The sequence below is a fragment of the Streptomyces sp. R35 genome, assembly GCF_041053035.1.
Taxonomy (GTDB): Bacteria; Actinomycetota; Actinomycetes; order Streptomycetales; family Streptomycetaceae; genus Streptomyces; species Streptomyces lutosisoli.
In genome coordinates this window covers 7,304,384-7,321,217 of record NZ_CP163440.1, presented here as the reverse complement: position 1 = coordinate 7,321,217, position 16,834 = coordinate 7,304,384, and the positions used below count along the sequence as shown (strand labels likewise).

At 69.3% G+C, this 16,834-nt stretch carries 13 protein-coding genes and 1 riboswitch; of the genes, 5 read left to right on the top strand and 8 right to left on the bottom strand.

Going from position 1 to position 16,834, the window contains the following annotated elements; translation table 11 throughout:
* Positions 1 to 62 precede the first annotated feature (62 nt).
* Positions 63 to 155: riboswitch (cobalamin riboswitch) on the top strand.
* Between the two features lie 143 nt (positions 156 to 298).
* The 5 genes from AB5J50_RS33265 (at position 299) to AB5J50_RS33245 (ending at position 8,011) form a co-directional block, all read left to right on the top strand.
* Positions 299 to 2,680 (top strand): ribonucleoside-diphosphate reductase subunit alpha, encoded by a 2,382-nt coding sequence (locus tag AB5J50_RS33265; protein ID WP_369261962.1) that lies wholly within the window; start codon positions 299 to 301, stop codon positions 2,678 to 2,680.
* The gene (locus AB5J50_RS33260) at positions 2,680 to 3,705 is read left to right on the top strand and encodes a ribonucleotide-diphosphate reductase subunit beta (RefSeq protein WP_327431608.1); all 1,026 of its coding nucleotides are present in this window, start codon (positions 2,680 to 2,682) and stop codon (positions 3,703 to 3,705) included. Before AB5J50_RS33265 ends, AB5J50_RS33260 begins: the two co-directional genes overlap by 1 nt.
* 405 nt (positions 3,706 to 4,110) lie before the next feature.
* Positions 4,111 to 6,192 (top strand): putative Ig domain-containing protein, encoded by a 2,082-nt coding sequence (locus tag AB5J50_RS33255; protein WP_369261959.1) that lies wholly within the window; start codon positions 4,111 to 4,113, stop codon positions 6,190 to 6,192.
* 147 nt (positions 6,193 to 6,339) lie between these two features.
* Positions 6,340 to 6,819: a hypothetical protein gene (locus AB5J50_RS33250; protein WP_369261958.1), complete on the top strand. Its 480-nt coding sequence runs from the start codon at positions 6,340 to 6,342 to the stop codon at positions 6,817 to 6,819.
* 226 nt (positions 6,820 to 7,045) lie between these two features.
* Positions 7,046 to 8,011, top strand: a complete 966-nt coding sequence (locus AB5J50_RS33245) for a GlxA family transcriptional regulator (RefSeq protein ID WP_369261956.1) — start codon at positions 7,046 to 7,048, stop codon at positions 8,009 to 8,011.
* Positions 8,012 to 8,070: 59 nt separating this feature from the next.
* Here AB5J50_RS33245 and AB5J50_RS33240 read toward each other — a convergent pair whose 3' ends face one another.
* The 8 genes from AB5J50_RS33240 to sigR form a co-directional block, all read right to left on the bottom strand.
* Positions 8,071 to 9,444, bottom strand: coding sequence for a cytochrome P450 (locus tag AB5J50_RS33240; RefSeq protein ID WP_369261954.1), 1,374 nt, complete (start codon positions 9,442 to 9,444; stop codon positions 8,071 to 8,073).
* Entirely contained in the window at positions 9,441 to 10,526 is a 1,086-nt protein-coding gene (cyc1, locus tag AB5J50_RS33235; RefSeq protein WP_369261952.1) for an epi-isozizaene synthase, read from the bottom strand. Before cyc1 ends, AB5J50_RS33240 begins: the two co-directional genes overlap by 4 nt.
* A gap of 352 nt (positions 10,527 to 10,878) precedes the next feature.
* The gene (gene def / locus AB5J50_RS33230; RefSeq protein ID WP_327431603.1) at positions 10,879 to 11,529 is read right to left on the bottom strand and encodes a peptide deformylase; all 651 of its coding nucleotides are present in this window, start codon (positions 11,527 to 11,529) and stop codon (positions 10,879 to 10,881) included.
* 165 nt (positions 11,530 to 11,694) lie between these two features.
* The gene (locus AB5J50_RS33225) at positions 11,695 to 12,675 is read right to left on the bottom strand and encodes a hypothetical protein (protein WP_327431602.1); all 981 of its coding nucleotides are present in this window, start codon (positions 12,673 to 12,675) and stop codon (positions 11,695 to 11,697) included.
* A 153-nt stretch (positions 12,676 to 12,828) separates the two neighbouring features.
* Positions 12,829 to 14,121 (bottom strand): HD-GYP domain-containing protein, encoded by a 1,293-nt coding sequence (locus tag AB5J50_RS33220; protein ID WP_369261949.1) that lies wholly within the window; start codon positions 14,119 to 14,121, stop codon positions 12,829 to 12,831.
* Entirely contained in the window at positions 14,118 to 15,491 is a 1,374-nt protein-coding gene (locus tag AB5J50_RS33215) for an HD-GYP domain-containing protein (RefSeq protein ID WP_369261947.1), read from the bottom strand. The genes AB5J50_RS33220 and AB5J50_RS33215 overlap by 4 nt, the downstream gene beginning before the upstream one ends.
* 181 nt (positions 15,492 to 15,672) lie before the next feature.
* The gene (rsrA, locus tag AB5J50_RS33210; protein ID WP_327431599.1) at positions 15,673 to 15,975 is read right to left on the bottom strand and encodes a mycothiol system anti-sigma-R factor; all 303 of its coding nucleotides are present in this window, start codon (positions 15,973 to 15,975) and stop codon (positions 15,673 to 15,675) included.
* On the bottom strand, positions 15,972 to 16,655 hold the full coding sequence (gene sigR / locus AB5J50_RS33205; RefSeq protein ID WP_327431598.1) for an RNA polymerase sigma factor SigR: 684 nt from the start codon (positions 16,653 to 16,655) through the stop codon (positions 15,972 to 15,974). Before sigR ends, rsrA begins: the two co-directional genes overlap by 4 nt.
* Positions 16,656 to 16,834: the final 179 nt, after the last annotated feature.

Sequence of the window (16,834 nt, the reverse complement as noted above, 5' to 3'; positions counted from 1 at the left end):
ACATGTGGTGGTGCTCCCGCAGCCCAGCACAAGATGTATGCTCATGCTCGCTGTCGCCGCAGGGGAATCCGGTGCGAATCCGGAACTGTCCCGCAACGGTGTACTTGTGTGTGTTCGCGTACCCGCGTGCACATACTCGCGTCAGTCCGAGGACCTGCCGACAGCGCGCCCCGGCCACCCGGTCCGGGCGCCGACGACGTCCGGGCCTCGTGGAATGGGCCGGTGGACGCGACGCCGTGCGCGCTCGTGTGCCCCGCCGCTTTCCCCTGGCCCCGTGCCGAGCGAGGGAGAGCCCCAAGTGACCATCGCGCCAGCCGATCCGGCTTCAGTTTCCGTGCCGCAGGCCCCGGTGGAGAACGACGGTCCCGGTACCACGCTGCTGCGTACCCTGACCGACCTCACCGCCGACCTCCCCGACGCCGACCCCGGCCGGGTCGCCGCCGCCGCGCTGCGCGGCCGCTCCGCCCGCGCGGACGACACGGAACTGCGCGAACTGGCCACGGAGGCCGCCGCGGGCCTCATCTCCGAGGACCCCGCCTACTCGAAGCTGGCAGCCAGGCTGCTGACGATCAGCATCGCGGCCGAGGCCGCCTCCCAGGGCGTCACGACCTTCTCCGAGTCGATCACCACGGGCCACCGCGAGGGCCTGATCGCCGACCGCACCGCCGAGTTCGTCCGGCTGCACACGGCTCGCCTCGACGCCCTGATCGACACCGAAGGCGACGACCGCTTCGGCTACTTCGGCCTGCGTACCCTGCACAGCCGTTACCTCCTGCGGCACCCGATCACCCGCAAGGTCGTCGAGACGCCCCAGCACTTCATGCTCCGCGTGGCATCGGGCCTCGCCGAGGACGACACCACCAGGGCCCTCGACGAAGTAGCGGCGCTCTACAGCCTGATGAGCCGCCTCGACTACCTTCCCTCCTCCCCCACGCTCTTCAACTCCGGCACCCGGCACCCCCAGATGTCGTCCTGCTACCTCCTCGACTCCCCGCTGGACGAGCTGGACTCCATCTACGACCGCTACCACCAGGTCGCCCGCCTCTCGAAGCACGCGGGCGGCATCGGCCTGTCGTACTCCCGTATCCGTTCGCGCGGTTCGCTGATCCGCGGCACGAACGGCCACTCCAACGGCATCGTCCCGTTCCTGAAGACGCTGGACGCCTCGGTCGCCGCCGTGAACCAGGGCGGCCGGCGCAAGGGTGCGGCCGCGGTCTACCTGGAGACCTGGCACTCCGACATCGAGGAGTTCCTGGAGCTGCGCGACAACACCGGCGAGGACGCCCGCCGTACGCACAACCTGAACCTCGCGCACTGGATCCCGGACGAGTTCATGCGCCGGGTGAACGAGGACGGCGTCTGGTCCCTCTTCTCCCCGGCCGACGTGCCCGAACTGGTCGACCTGTGGGGCGACGCGTTCGACGCCGCGTACCGCAAGGCGGAGGAGGCGGGCCTCGCCAAGAAGACCATCCCGGCCCGCGATCTGTACGGCCGCATGATGCGCACCCTCGCGCAGACCGGCAACGGCTGGATGACCTTCAAGGACGCCGCCAACCGCACCGCCAACCAGACGGCGGAGCCGGGCCACACCGTCCACTCCTCGAACCTGTGCACCGAGATCCTGGAGGTCACGGACGACGGCGAGACGGCGGTCTGCAACCTGGGCTCGGTGAACCTGGGCGCGTTCGTCATCGGCGACGACATCGACTGGGACCGCCTGGACGAGACGGTCCGCACGGCCGTCACCTTCCTCGACCGCGTCGTCGACATCAACTTCTACCCGACCGAGCAGGCGGGCCGCTCCAACGCGAAGTGGCGCCCGGTCGGCCTCGGCGCGATGGGCCTCCAGGACGTCTTCTTCAAGTTGCGCGTCCCCTTCGACTCCCCCGAGGCCAAGGCCCTCTCCACCCGTATCGCCGAGCGCATCATGCTCGCCGCGTACGAAGCCTCCGCGGACCTCGCCGAGCGCAACGGCCCGCTTCCTGCCTGGGAGAAGACCCGTACGGCCCGCGGAGTCCTCCACCCCGACCACTTCGACGTGGAGCTGAACTGGCCGGAGCGCTGGGCGGCCCTGCGCGAACGTATCGCCGCCGTAGGCATGCGCAACTCGCTCCTCCTCGCCATCGCGCCCACCGCCACGATCGCCTCCATCGCGGGCGTGTACGAGTGCATCGAGCCGCAGGTCTCGAACCTCTTCAAGCGCGAGACGCTCTCCGGCGAGTTCCTCCAGGTCAACTCCTACCTGGTGGCCGAGCTGAAGAAGCTCGGCGTGTGGGACGCGCAGACCCGCGAGGCGCTGCGCGAGTCCAACGGCTCGGTGCAGGGCTTCACCTGGGTACCGCAGGACGTCCGCGACCTGTACCGCACGGCCTGGGAGATCCCGCAGCGCGGCCTCATCGACATGGCCGCCGCCCGCACCCCGTTCCTCGACCAGGCCCAGTCGCTGAACCTGTTCCTGGAGACGCCGACCATCGGCAAGCTCTCCTCGATGTACGCCTACGCCTGGAAGTCGGGCCTGAAGACGACGTACTACCTGCGCTCGCGCCCGGCGACCCGCATCGCCCGCGCCGCCCAGGCACAGGCACAGCCCGAGAAGACCATCCCCGTCCAGCAGGCGGCCGACCCCGACGCCGTCGCCTGCTCCCTTGAGAACCCCGAGTCCTGCGAGGCCTGCCAGTAATGACGACCGCCCCCGAAAAGACCGAGAAGAACCTCCTCGACCCGGGCTTCGAACTCACCCTCCGCCCCATGCGCTACCCGGACTTCTACGAGCGCTACCGGGACGCGATCAAGAACACCTGGACCGTCGAGGAGGTCGACCTCCACTCGGACGTCGCCGACCTCGCGAAGCTCTCGCAGGGCGAGCAGCACATGATCGGACGGCTGGTCGCGTTCTTCGCGACGGGCGACTCGATCGTGGCGAACAACCTCGTGCTGACGCTGTACAAGCACATCAACTCCCCCGAGGCGCGCCTGTATCTCTCCCGGCAGCTCTTCGAGGAAGCGGTCCACGTCCAGTTCTATCTGACCCTGCTGGACACCTATCTCCCCGACCCGGACGACCGCGCCGCCGCCTTCGACGCCGTCGAGAACATCCCCTCCATCCGTGAGAAGGCCGAGTTCTGCTTCAAGTGGATCAACGAGGTCGAGAAGCTGGACCGCCTGGAGACCCAGGCCGACCGCCGCCGCTTCCTGCTCAACCTGATCTGCTTCGCCGCGTGCATCGAGGGCCTGTTCTTCTACGGCGCCTTCGCGTACGTCTACTGGTTCCGCAGCCGGGGTCTGCTGCACGGCCTGGCGACGGGCACCAACTGGGTGTTCCGCGACGAGACGATGCACATGTCCTTCGCCTTCGAGGTGGTCGACACGGTCCGCAAGGAGGAGCCGGAGCTCTTCGACGACCGGCTTCAGCAGCAGGTCACCGACATGATCCGGGAGGCCGTCGACGCGGAGCTGCAGTTCGGCCGCGATCTGTGCGGTGACGGTCTGCCGGGCATGAACACCGACTCGATGCGGCAGTACCTGGAGTGCGTCGCCGACCAGCGCCTCCAGCGGCTGGGCTTCGCGCCGGTGTACGGCTCCGAGAACCCCTTCTCCTTCATGGAGCTCCAGGGTGTTCAGGAGCTGACCAACTTCTTCGAGCGGCGTCCGTCCGCGTACCAGGTCGCGGTGGAGGGCACGGTCGACCTCGACGAGGACTTCTAGACCGCCTGTCCCGCAGGGACTCTGACGGCGCATCACCGACGACGCCGGGCCGCTTGTGCGGCCCGGCGTCGTCGCGTCCCGCCCATGAGGCGGCTATGCGCGGTCCATGGAGCGGCCATGGGGCGGCAAAGTTCTTCCGGCACGCCTGTTCGCACGGCATCGGACCCGGCTACGTTCTGGCCGTCCCGCCGCGTCACGTACACCACGGCGTCACAGGACGATCAAAGTGTCATGCCCACGACAGCCCAGAACGGTCCCTGGCGGCTGCTCCGCTGTCTCGACGCTACGCGCGTCACGGGCCTGCCACTTGTGCGCCGAGAACCCCACTCCCGGCCATGGCGTCGCGTACGGCCCCACCCAGGCCCTCGCGGCACCGGCCTCAAACCGATGGAGGCAGCACCCCCCATGCGCGAGATACCCCCGAACAGACCCGCCCGGAGCCTGCGAAGACTTCTGACCGCCGCCCTCCCGGCCCTCGCCCTCGGCATCGCCGGATTCGCCGCGGCCCCGCCCGCGGACGCGCAGCCGGCGCCCGCCGCACACGTCTCCCGCACCAGTCAGAACGCGAAGGCCCTCACCGATCCCGCCCGACAGGCGGTCCACTCGACGGGCAAGGCCGGCCAGAAGGTCGCGACCAAGCACCTGTGCGCCGAGGCCACCAAGGCCGGCCAGATGTCCTGCTTCGCGCAGCGGCGTACCGACATCGCGCAGAAACTGGCCGCCGCCGTCTCCCCGAACGCCGCCGCCGCGGTGTCCGGCCTCAGCCCGGCCAACCTGCACAGCGCCTACAACCTGCCCTCGACCGGCGGCTCCGGCCTGACCGTCGCCGTGGTCGACGCGTACAACGACCCCAACGCGGCCTCCGACCTGGCCACTTACCGTTCGCAGTTCGGCCTGTCGGCCTGCACGGTCGCCAACGGCTGCTTCAAGCAGGTCAGCCAGACCGGCTCGACCACCTCGCTGCCGACGAACGACACCGGCTGGGCGGGCGAGGAAGCGCTCGACATCGACATGGTCAGCGCGGTCTGCCCGAACTGCAACATCATCCTGGTCGAGGCCAACTCGGCGACCGACTCCGACCTCGGCACCGCCGAGAACGAGGCCGTGGCCCTGGGCGCGAAGTTCGTCTCCAACAGCTGGGGCGGCTCCGAGTCCTCCTCCCAGACCAGCGAGGACACCTCGTACTTCAAGCACCCGGGCGTCGCCATCACCGTCTCCTCGGGTGACTCGGGCTACGGCGCCGAGTACCCGGCCACGTCCCAGTACGTGACCGCCGTCGGCGGCACCGCGCTGTCCACGTCCTCCACCACCCGTGGCTGGAGCGAGTCGGTCTGGAAGACCAGCAGCACCGAGGGCACCGGCTCGGGCTGCTCCGCGTACGACGCCAAGCCGAGCTGGCAGACCGACACCGGCTGCACCAAGCGCATGGAGTCCGACGTCTCCGCGGTCGCCGACCCCGCCACCGGCGTGGCCGTCTACGACACCTATGGCGGCTCCGGCTGGGCGGTCTACGGCGGTACGAGCGCCTCGGCGCCGATCATCGCGGGTGTGTACGCCCTCGCGGGCACCCCGGGATCCAGCGACTACCCGGCGAAGTACCCGTACTCGCACACCTCGAACCTGTACGACGTGACCAGCGGCAACAACGGCTCCTGCTCCACCTCGTACTTCTGCACCGCGGCCACCGGCTACGACGGCCCGACCGGCTGGGGCACCCCCAACGGCACCGCCGCCTTCACCTCGGGCACCAGCACCGGCAACACGGTGACGGTCACCAACCCGGGCAGCCAGTCCACCGCCACCGGCGGCTCGGTCAGCCTGCAGATCTCGGCCAGCGACAGCGCGGGCGCGACTCTCACCTACAGCGCGAGCGGCCTGCCGACCGGGCTGTCCATCAGCAGCTCCACCGGCCTGATCTCCGGCACCGCGAGCACGGCGGGCACCTACAGCACCACCGTCACCGCGACCGACAGCACGGGTGCCTCCGGCTCGGCCTCCTTCACCTGGACCGTCAGCACCTCCGGCGGCGGCACCTGCACCTCGGCGCAGCTGCTCGGCAACCCGGGCTTCGAGTCGGGCAACACCACCTGGACCGCCACCAGCGGTGTCATCACCAGCTCCAGCAGTGAGGCCGCCCACGCCGGCTCGTACAAGGCCTGGCTGGACGGCTACGGCTCCACCCACACCGACACGCTCTCCCAGTCGGTGACCATCCCGTCCGGCTGCAAGGCCAGCTTCACCTTCTACCTCCACATCGACACGGCGGAGACGACCACCAGCAGTCAGTACGACAAGCTGACGGTCACCGCCGGTTCGACCACTCTGGCGACGTACTCGAACCTCAACGCCGCCTCGGGCTACGCCCAGAAGACGTTCGACCTGTCCTCGTTCGCCGGGTCCACCGTCACCCTGAAGTTCAGCGGTGTCGAGGACTCCTCGCTCCAGACCAGCTTCGTCGTCGACGACACCGCCGTCACGACCAGCTGACACACGGAGGCCCTGGCCGCCACGGCGGTCAGGGCCTTTCCGCGCCCGGAGGGGGATCCGAAAGTATCGAGAAAAAGGATCGAGAAAAAGGATCACGACGGGATCCTGATCGGCGGGTGGCACGTCCAAGTCGCAAGGAGGCCCCCCATGCGCTTGCACCGTACGATCCACCGCCGGACCCTCGCCCTCGCGGCGGCACCCCTCGCCGCCGTAACGCTTCTGCTCGCGGGCTGCGGCACCCAGAGCGGGGACGACGCGGGCGGCAGCGGCACCGTGTCGCCGTCCCCCACAACGTCCCGTAAGGGCTGTACGGAGGCGAAGGCGGAGCTCGGCGCCGCCGACACCGGCCACACCTTCTGCCTGACGACGGGCGAGGTGCTCCGCATCAGCCTCGACGGCACGACCAGCAAGCCCTGGTCGCCGGTCAAGGCCGACGGCGGCGGCCTAGAAGCCACGAACAGCGGCATCGTCCTTCAGGCGGGCGACGCGTCCGCCGCCTTCAAGGCGGTCTCGGCCGGCACGGCCCACCTGACGTCGTCCCGACCGCTGTGCCCGAGCGACCCGGCCCGGATCTCGTGCAAGGGCCTTCAGGAGTGGACGGTCACCGTGGTGGTCGCGAAGCCCTAGCTGACGGTCGACGCGCCGCTCGTGAGCCAGGCCGACCAGCGCCGGCAGGGCCAGGACCACGAAGATCCCGAGGACGGTCAGCAGTCCGACGAGGTAGTCGCGGTTGTCAAGGTTGTTCATCAGCGTCTCCATGAACACCACTGTCGCGCCGATGACTCCTTACCGGCAGTGGCAGGACTGCCGCACACCCTCGAATTACTGCCACTTCCGAGGCACACTGGAGAACATGCTGAAGAACGTGGCCGCAGTGCTGCTCGACGGTGTGCATCCCTTCGAACTCGGCGTCGTCTGCGAGGTGTTCGGCCTCGACCGCAGCGACGAGGGGCTGCCCGTGTACGACTTCGCGATCGCCTCGGCCGAGGGCCCGACCCTCGGCACCCATGTCTCCGGGTTCACCGTCTCCACGCCGCACGGCCTCGACCGGCTCGACGAGGCCGACCTCGTCGTCGTGCCGGCCGGGGACACCTACGCCGTGCGCGACTACCCGCCCGCGCTGCTCGACGCGCTGCGCCGGGCCGTCGAGCGCGGTGCCCGGGTGCTCAGCGTCTGCTCCGGCGCCTTCGTGCTGGGCGCGGCCGGGCTGCTCGACGGGCGGCGCTGCGCGGTGCACTGGCATCACGCGGAGGCGCTGGCCCGGCAGTATCCGCGGGCGATCGTCGAGCCGGACGTGCTGTACGTCGACGAGGACCCGGTGATCACCTCGGCGGGCACCGCGGCCGGAATCGACGCCTGCCTGCACCTGGTGCGCAAGGAGCACGGCCCGGAGGTCGCCAACGCCATCGCCCGCCGCATGGTCGTACCGCCGCACCGCGACGGCGGCCAGGCCCAGTACATCGAGCGCCCGCTGCCCCGCTCCCCCTGCGACACGGTCGGCGAGGTGCTGGTGTGGATGCAGCAGCACCTCGACGAGGAGGTGACCGTCGAGCAGCTCGCGGCCCGTGCCCATATGTCCCCGCGCACCTTCGCGCGCCGCTTCCAGCAGGAGACCGGCACCACGCCGTACCGCTGGATCCTGCGCCAACGGGTGTTGCTGGCACAGGAGTTGCTGGAGTCCACGGACGAGACGATGGACGCGGTCGCGGGCCGCACCGGGTTCGGGAACGCGGCCGCGCTGCGCCACCAGTTCGTCCGGAGTCTGGGGACGACCCCGCAGGCGTACCGGCGCACGTTCAGGGGCCCGCGGGCTGCCTGAACGCGCGCCAGTAGACGCGCGGGGCCAGGGCCTTTCCGGCGCGGCACGCCGGAGAGGTGCTAGCGGGGTTCTGCCTTGAGCAGCAGTTCGTGCGGCCGCAGGGTGATGCCGACGTGGGGTGCGTCGTTGGAGCCGGACACCTGCTCGAAGCGCCACCTGGACGCCACAGTCGCCGTGATCAGGCTGAGCTGGGCCATCGAGAAGTGGTCACTCGGACACTTCCGGTTGCCCAAGCTGAACGGGCGCATCGCGTACTTCCCTATGTCCTTGGACCGTTCCGGAAGCCAGCGGTCGGGGTCGAAATCCAGGTGCTGCTGGTACGACTGGGGATCGCGCTGGATCGCGTACGGGCTGTAGACGATGTCGGCACCGGCCGGAATGCGATAGCCGCCCAGGTCGGTTTCGGTCACCGCGCGCCGCGTCAATATCCATACGGCGGGGCGCAAACGCAGCGTCTCGACGACGACATTGTTCGTGTGCGACAGCCTCCGGACGTCGTCGAATCCGACGGGTCGGCCGCCCGTGACGGATTCGACCTCCTTGCTCACCTTGTCCGCCTGTTCCGGGTGTTCGGTGAGTGCTTGCAGAAGCCACATGATCGTGGACGCGATGGTTTCGCTGCCGGGGGTGAGTATCGCGACGACTTGGTCGTGGATCTCCTGTTCGTCGATGGGGGCGCCGTTGTCGTCCTTCGCTTCCAGCAATGCCGTCAGCAAATCGTCCGGCTTTTGACCAGATGCCCGCCGCTCGTCGATGATCTCGTCGACGATGTCATGCAAATCGGCCAATGCGCGGTCGAATTGACGATGGGACGGAAGCGGCAGCCGATAGAGCGGCCCGGCCGGGATGACCATGCGCCGGTACATGCCGCGGAACACGTCGCCGAGCGCGATGCTCAGCCGCTCGGCCCGCTCGTCCATGAACTGGCCGCGCAGCAGACAGCGGGACGCGATGCGGACGGCGACGCGGAACGACTCCGATGTGCAGTCGATCGTCTTCCCCGGCACCATGCGCGCCGCGAACGCGCGCGCCTCCTCCTCCATGATCGACCCGTACTCATGGATGATGTCGGCCCGGAACGCCGGCTGGATCGTCCGCCGCTGACGCCGGTGCCGCGGCCCGTTGGCCGTCGCGACCCCTTTCTTGCCGAGCAGCCCTTCGAGGGACTCCCACAGCGGGCCGCCGATCTCGTAGTCGGGGCTGAGTGCCAGCGCTCCGGTGAGCTCGGGGGTGGTGACGGCGTACACCGTCTTGGGGCCCAGCTTGAGCCGGACGACGTCGCCGTGGTCGCGCAGCTGGGCCAGGAAGCCCAGCGGGTCGCGGACCAGTTTCCAGCCGTGACCGAGGCCGGGTACTCCGCCCCCCGCGAGGGGCGGGGTGGACAGCGGCTCCAGCCTCTGAGGTACCTCGGGCCGCACAGACTCGACGGTCATTTCTCACCTGCCGCTTCATTGTTGACGTACGGGGGTGTGGCGCGGTCGTCCCAGTTGTCGACCATGTACCGGCCCGACTCGTGGTGGAACCAGTACACGGAGCTGAACCAGTTCCGCATATTGCCGAGGCACGCCGTCACGGCGATGCTCGCCGCATTTCCCCGGACGGTCCCGTCCGCGAGGGTGTCGGCGAGCCGTAATACGTCCAGTTCGGCGACGAGGAATTCGTTGATGCATTCCTCGACCCGTCGTCGTACTTCTACGACGGATTCTTCGAGAGTCAGCCCTTCATGGTGAATGAGGCTGATTCCGAGATTGTGGAATTCGTCGCCCGCTATTTCCTTGGGGAGCGAGCACAGATCGTTGTACCATGCGGCGAATTCCTGGCTGAGCAGTGCCGCCCTCCGATATGCGGGGTGATTCCGTACCACGGCGGGGAGTTCATACCCCGCGCTCGGTTCCAGGAGGTCGGTCCAGATCCAGTGCGCGAACGTCAGCCTGCGGAGTTCGAGATACTCCTCGACCGTGGGGACGGTGCCCGAGGAACGGTTCCGGAATTCCCGGTCGTACGCCTCGATCACCGCGTGGAAGTGGAGCGCGAACCGTTCGTTCCACTTCTTGCTGAGGAACGAGTACAGGCGCACCATGGTGTCCGCGAACGCCGCGACCAGGGGATCCCGGTGGTGCAGATGACTCCTTGGAGAGTCGAGGGCCGCGTGCAACTGGAACCTGAGCCTCCGCCAGGCGTCCGTCCGGCCGTGGATGACATCGCGGTCGTGGCGGTCGTCCCAGACGAAGAACCACGCGCTGTAGTCCGCTATCGCCTGCATGACCTCGTCGGGGGCGCCAATGTAGTAGCCCGCCATGAGGTCGGTGTAGCACAGGCCATCGGCATATTCTTCGACCTTGTCCGCCGGCATGAGCCGCTTTTCGAGCAGCCAGGTCCTGGTCTTCTCCTGGAGCCGGGGCCAATACGGATGCAGTTGGCGGGGAAACGCTGCCTCGATCACCGGGAGAGAGAGCGCCGGTGGTACCGCGACCGCTGTTGGTGTCGATGAAGTGCTCTGTGAGAAAGCATGCACGAACAAACCCCTCTCAGCCGCCTGTTGGCGCTACACCCCTCCCGCTGTGCCGGGCGTGCGCCGTTGCGTATCCCCGCACTTCCCATTCAGCACCACAACTGACCGTTCTGGGAACGGATTTGCATCGTTCACTACCCCATGATGCCGAGAACCTCCCCTTGTGTGACTGAATATGGATCACTAGAGGAGCACAAGGGATCGAACGTGCGACGTACACGCGAACGGCGCCTGGTCAGGGGGTACCTGTCCAGACGCCGTACGAGGAGATCAACGAACGGGGCTCACGAGAGGTCGCCAACCCCACCTGTCATTTTCTGTCACTGCCGTGCGTGACGACGGCCGCTGTGCTAAGTCAGTCGTTCGCGACGATCGCGTAGCGGGGCTCGTTCTCGGCCATCTGCCGCAGCGCGTCCTTGCGCTCGCGCTTGGAGAGCCGGTCGATGTACAGGTAGCCGTACAGGTGGTCCGTCTCGTGCTGGAGGCAGCGCGCGAAGTAGCCGGTGCCACGCACCTTGATCGGGTTGCCCTTCTCGTCCTGCCCGGTGACCTCGGCGTAGTCGGGGCGGGCCAGCGGCGCGTACGCGGTCGGCACCGAGAGGCAGCCCTCGTTGCTGTCGTCCAGGCGGCGCTGCTCGGCGGGCAGCTCGACGAGCACGGGGTTGCAGACGACGCCCACGTGCTGCTTGCCCTCGTCGTCCATGCAGTCGTAGACGAAGACCTTCAGGTCGACGCCGATCTGGTTCGCGGCCAGGCCCACGCCCTCGGCGGTGCGCTGGCTGGCGAACATGTCGGCGACCAGCTGGTCCAGCTCGTCCCCGAACTCGGTGACGTCCTTGCACTCCTTGTGCAGCACCGGGTTCCCGACGACCGTGATCGGCCGCGAGGTCCCACGCTCACGGTAGGCCGCCTCACGCTCCTCGCCGTCCTCGGTGTCGATGACGAAGCCCTCGTCGTCCACGGGGAGCACGCCCACGTGCTGCTGATCGGTGTCCTGCTGCGCCATGACCGACGTACGCCTTCCTCGAAACCAGGGGTGTGGTGCTCATACAGGGTAAGGGGACCATTCGGCGCCCTTCCCACGTCGGGGTAGGGGCAACGCGCCCCGTAACGGGCGCGGGGAACTGCGCGACCAGCCACGACGAACCCGCAGCCGACGAACAACGAGCGCCTAGCAGACCTCTTCCAAATCCCGCCAGTCCCGGGAATCCGGACTGTCGGCAACCCACCCGTCCAACAACCCCCGCACCAGCCCAGCCGGCGCAGCCACCCCACACTCCCGCTCAGGCACCCACAGCTGCCCGTCCGTACGGTGCCCCAGCGGCCCAGGATGCCCGGGCTCACTGTGATCATGCGGATCCAGATGCTCACCGTCCCCCTCATCGGACGGCATCCGCGACTCGGAACACATCCGGCACAGCAACCGCACCGACGAAGACCAGTCCTCCGCGGCGAACCCGGCATCGGCGGCCAGCTGCTCCAGCGCGTCCCGGTCGTCCTCGGTGGCCGCCTCAAGGAGGACCACCCAGGTAGGCACCGGTGACGGCGCCCACAGCTCGATCTCGTCGAACACGGGATAGGCGTGCCCGGCCGCGGTCGTCCGCTCCCCGTGGGGCACCCCGTCGTGCAGTACGACCTCGCCCCAGCGCCGCCCGGACGACGGCAGCGGAATGGACAGCACCTCGACGCGCGCGGGGTCCAGCCTGCGCCCCCACACCACCTCGGCCTCGCCCTCCGGAGACAGCCGTACGGCCGCACTGCCCAGGTCCATGCCCACCGGCTCCCCGGAGACGGCGGCGCCGCCGGGCACCCGCAGCCCGTACGCCTGCCAGGCGCGCCGGGCCAGCGGCCAGTCCTGCAGGGCGGTGGCCGCGATGCCCACGTTCCACCAGTCAGGTGCGCCGGTCTCCCGGTCGAGCAGTGCGACGGCGCGGAGACCGGCCGCCCGGGCCTGCTCCCAGTCGTGCCGGAACTTGTGCAGCAGGGCCAGGTTGAACCAGGACTCGGACAGCCACGGCTCCAGGTCCGCGGCGCGTGTCAGCAGCGCTCCCGCGTCCTCGTACCGGCCGTCGCCGATCAGCGTGAACGCACGGTCGGTGGCCTGCCGCCATGAGGCGGAGGGCCGGTGTCGTCCCTTGCCGAAGATCCTCACGATTCCCGCCTGCCAGTTCCTTGCGATTCCCGCCTGCCGGTCCTTTGAAGAGTCCCTTGAAGACAGTGCAGCCCCGGGCTGGCCCGTGCCCCCGAACACCCTCTTCCTCGCATCCAACCACGTACCGTCGGACGGGCGCTCATTACCCATGGGTTACCCAGCCTGGGGCAGGGTAAGGCCACCCCGCAACAGCACCCTGGCCAGCGACTCCACGACCTCCGGCTGATAGTCGCGGGCGGTGGCCAGGCGCAGCTTCTCCAGTGCGGTCAGGGTCCCTCCCGGCCCTGCTTCCCGGGCCAGCTCCTCGTATGCGTTCACGGCCCGGACGATCCGTGCGGTGACCGGCTGCTCCCGGTACGGGTCCGCCTGCCGCTCCACCACCACGGCGACCTCGGCATCCACCCCGGTCTGGCGTACGACGGCGCCGCCGAGGAGGGCTATCCGCCGCTGTTCGTCGGCGGCGAGCGTGGAGGTGGCCCCGGCGGGGACGGGATCGACGAGGCTGAGCTGCCCGATGTCGTGCATCAGTGCCGCGTACTCCAGAACGGTCAGATCGGGCTCGGAGAGGCCCAGCTCCCGCCCGACGGCCCTGCTGAGGGCGGCCACCCGTCGCGCGTGCCCCGCGGGCGTGTATCCGGCGATCTCGGTCGCCCGCGCGAGGGAGGCGATGGTCTGCCGATAGGTGACGCGCACGGCCGCGTACCGCCGGAAGGACAGCTGGGTGAGCAGCAGGGGCAGCGAGAACACGGGCAGCGCCCACAGCCCCACGACCGCCACGGCGAGCGACATCACGGCCCCGGTCGCGCACACGGCCGACCCGATGCCGAGCGTGGCCCGCAGCTCGTCCCACAGCAGCGGCCCGAACGGCCACCGGGTGCGCGCGTGCGCCAGCGCCGCCGCGAGCACGGCGTCGCACAGCGCGGTGAGCACGAGCAGCGCGACCAGCAGCAGCGCGTACGCCGGGCCGCCCCACTCCAGCAACCGGCCCTGGTTGTAGAGCGGTTGGAAGCAGACGGCGGCGAAGGCGACGGTGAGAACGCGCCGTGTGAGGTGGTCGACGGTCGGCCCCCGCCCCCTGGCCACATGCGGCACGCATCCCAGCAGGGCCGCCGCGGCGACGACCGCGACCACCTGGAGAACCCCGTGATGGGTGGGCCGTCCGGCCTGCTCCCCGAGCAGTGCGTACGACAGTGCCGCCGCGGCCCCGAGCGGAGCCGACTCCCGCTCTTCGGCACCGGACCAGCGGGTGAGTTCGCCGACCGCGATGAGGATGCCGAAGGCGAGGGCGGTACCGCGTTCGTCGAGGCCGTGCCAGAGGGTGTCGGCGAGGGCGACGAGGGTGAGGAGGAGGGTGAGGGCACTGACGAGGGTGAGGGGGTCGAGGAGCCTTGGATGCCACGGGAAACGGCCGGGGCGGGCGACAAACCGGGAGGTGAGGGCACTCATGGCGCCCTCCGCCCGCCAAGGTTCTGCAGGTCCCCTTGTGGCGTGCTGGAAACGGCCGGAGCGGGCGGGTGAACATCTGCGGTCACGGCGGGATGCCAGCCGTATCGGTCCAAGGCCCGCACAAGGGCCCCCACCATCCCCGGATCGAACTGCGCCCCCGAGCACCGCTCAAGTTCCTCCAGCGCCGCGGGCACCGGCCGAGCCCTCCGGTAAGACCGCGTGGACGTCATCGCGTCGAACGCGTCGGCGACAGCCACCACCCGCGCGAACTCCGGGATCTGCGCCCCCACCAGCCCGTACGGATACCCGCTGCCGTCCAGCCGCTCATGGTGGTGCAGGATCGCCGACCGGGCCTCCCCCAGAAAACCGATGCCGCGCACCATCTCGTGCCCGTACTCGGGATGCAGCTCGATGACCCGCCGTTCCTCGGGCGTCAGCGGCCCGTCCTTGCGCAACAGCCGCGTGGGCACACCGAGTTTGCCCACGTCATGCAGGATCCCGGCGAACCGCAGCACTTCCACGCGCTCGTCGTCCATGCCGAGTTCCCGCGCGATCATCATCGACGCCTGCCCGACCCGCTCGCTGTGCCCTCGGGTGTATCCGTCCTTGATGTCGACGGCCTGGACGAGCGCGCGAATCGTGGCCTGGTGGGCGGCCCGCTCCCGGTGGTACTGCGCGAACACCCAGGAGGACACGTACATCGGCAACAGCACGAGCAACGCGGCGACAGGCCCGTACGGACTGCGCCACAGCACCGCCATCATCAGCCCCGCGAGCCCGTGCACGGCGACGGGTGCGAGGGAGCGGGCGAAGAGCCCGCGCCAGGCGGCGCGCACCGGCACCCGGTCGGCGAGCGCCAGGATCCCCCCGTCGAGGACGGCCAGCACGAGGCAGAACGTGAGCACTCCGGCGCCGGCGGGCACGAGCGCGTACGGGAAGTGGGGCGCGACCACCGCGTCCCGGCCGCCCAGCGCCCAGTGCACCCGGGAGGTCGCCCAGATCGCGACGGCGAGCTGGGCCGCGCGCCAGACCCGGCGCAGCCACCGCGGCCGTTGTTCGACCCGGGCGAGCAGCGCCCCCGGCAGCGCGACGAGCGCGGCGGCGGGAGGCGGCAGCAGAAAGGCCCCGGCCAGCAGCACGGGGAGGAAGGTGCCCATGCCCTTCGGAGCGTCACGGGCGTCACGGCCGGGCGCGCCCGCTCCCCTCGTCCCACGCGGCAGCGTGATCCGCTCGCACCCGGCGTACAGCACGGCGAGCAGCGCGACGGCCCACCACGGAACGTGGAGGTGCGGCAGGGGGGCCATGCAGGCCAGGGCGGCGAGGACGGCACAGGCCACGTACACACGGGCCCACGCCGGAACCGACCCCATCCTCGTCCCCTCCCCGACTTCAGGCTCCGGAGCCTAGAACGGCGGGGGCGGCACGGGGACGGGTATGGCTGAATCCGCGGGCTCAGAGCCCGCGGATTAGCACGTTCGGGTGATAAACGGACGATCTACGTCCGGATGGTCCTACGACTCACCCGGTGGTCTTACGACTCGCCAGGGTGTCTTACGACTCCTGGGGCGTCGCCGTCACATCGTGCTCCGGCACGACCTGCCCGGAGCGGATCAGATCGATACGGCCCATGACCTTGGCGCGCAGATCGGTCGGCACGTCGTCCTGGCCGCAGCAGCGCTTGACCAGCTTCTTCACGGCCTGCTCCAGGCCGTACTTCTCGAGGCAGGGGGAGCACTCCTCGAAGTGCACCTCGAACTTGGTGCAGTCCGCGTCCGGCATCTCATGGTCGAGGAACTCGTAAAGGTGGTCGAGTACCTCACTGCAATCCGTCTCGTGCGGCTCTCCGCAGCTCATGAGCCCGAGCCTTTCGCTTCGTTCGACTCTCCGGCACCGGCCGGAACCAGCCCGCGGTCACGCGCGTAGTCCTCGAGCATGCCGCGCAGTTGACGGCGGCCCCGGTGCAGCCGGGACATCACCGTACCGATGGGTGTCCCCATGATGTCCGCGATCTCCTTGTACGCAAAGCCCTCTACGTCGGCGAGATAGACCGCGATGCGGAATTCCTCGGGGATCGCCTGCAGCGCCTGCTTCACGTCCGAGTCGGGCAGGTGGTCGAGCGCCTGCGACTCGGCGGAGCGCAGACCCGTCGACATGTGCGACTCGGCGCGCGCGAGCTGCCAGTCCTCGATCTCCTCGGCCGCGGAGCGCTGGGGTTCACGCTGCTTCTTGCGGTACGAGTTGATGAAGGTGTTGGTGAGAATGCGATACAGCCATGCCTTGAGGTTGGTGCCCTCGCGGAACTGGTGGAAGGACGCGTACGCCTTCGCATACGTCTCCTGCACCAGGTCCTCGGCGTCGGCCGGGTTGCGCGTCATGCGCAGGGCGGCCGAGTACATCTGGTCGAGGAATTCGAGCGCGTCCCGCTCGAAGCGCGCGGTGCGCTCGGCGGACGACTCCGTGCTCGTGCCCTGGCCCTCGGGCTGCTCCGCCTGGCCGTGATCGGTCCCTGCGTCGGTCCCAGGTACCGGACCCACCTCCTCCAGCGTCGTCGTGAGACCGAGACCGGTCCCACTGGAATCGGAGGATAGACGAACATCAGGCCCACCCGCCGCCCGAATAGGGGCGTTCTTGCCTGCGTGCAGCACCGTCCAGTCCAGGTCAGCGCGGCTGCTGCGGCTCGGGCAGATGGTCGAACCCATGCGGCGGACTTCCT

Coding starts and splice junctions, on each gene's coding strand:
- AB5J50_RS33260 (WP_327431608.1), top strand. CDS start 2,680: ATGACGACCGCCCCCGAAAAGACCGAGAAGAACCTCCTCGACCCGGGC.
- AB5J50_RS33255 (WP_369261959.1), top strand. CDS start 4,111: ATGCGCGAGATACCCCCGAACAGACCCGCCCGGAGCCTGCGAAGACTT.
- AB5J50_RS33250 (WP_369261958.1), top strand. CDS start 6,340: ATGCGCTTGCACCGTACGATCCACCGCCGGACCCTCGCCCTCGCGGCG.
- AB5J50_RS33245 (WP_369261956.1), top strand. CDS start 7,046: ATGCTGAAGAACGTGGCCGCAGTGCTGCTCGACGGTGTGCATCCCTTC.
- AB5J50_RS33240 (WP_369261954.1), bottom strand. CDS start 9,444: ATGACCGTCGAGTCTGTGCGGCCCGAGGTACCTCAGAGGCTGGAGCCG.
- def (WP_327431603.1), bottom strand. CDS start 11,529: ATGGCGCAGCAGGACACCGATCAGCAGCACGTGGGCGTGCTCCCCGTG.
- AB5J50_RS33220 (WP_369261949.1), bottom strand. CDS start 14,121: ATGAGTGCCCTCACCTCCCGGTTTGTCGCCCGCCCCGGCCGTTTCCCG.
- AB5J50_RS33215 (WP_369261947.1), bottom strand. CDS start 15,491: ATGGGGTCGGTTCCGGCGTGGGCCCGTGTGTACGTGGCCTGTGCCGTC.
- rsrA (WP_327431599.1), bottom strand. CDS start 15,975: ATGAGCTGCGGAGAGCCGCACGAGACGGATTGCAGTGAGGTACTCGAC.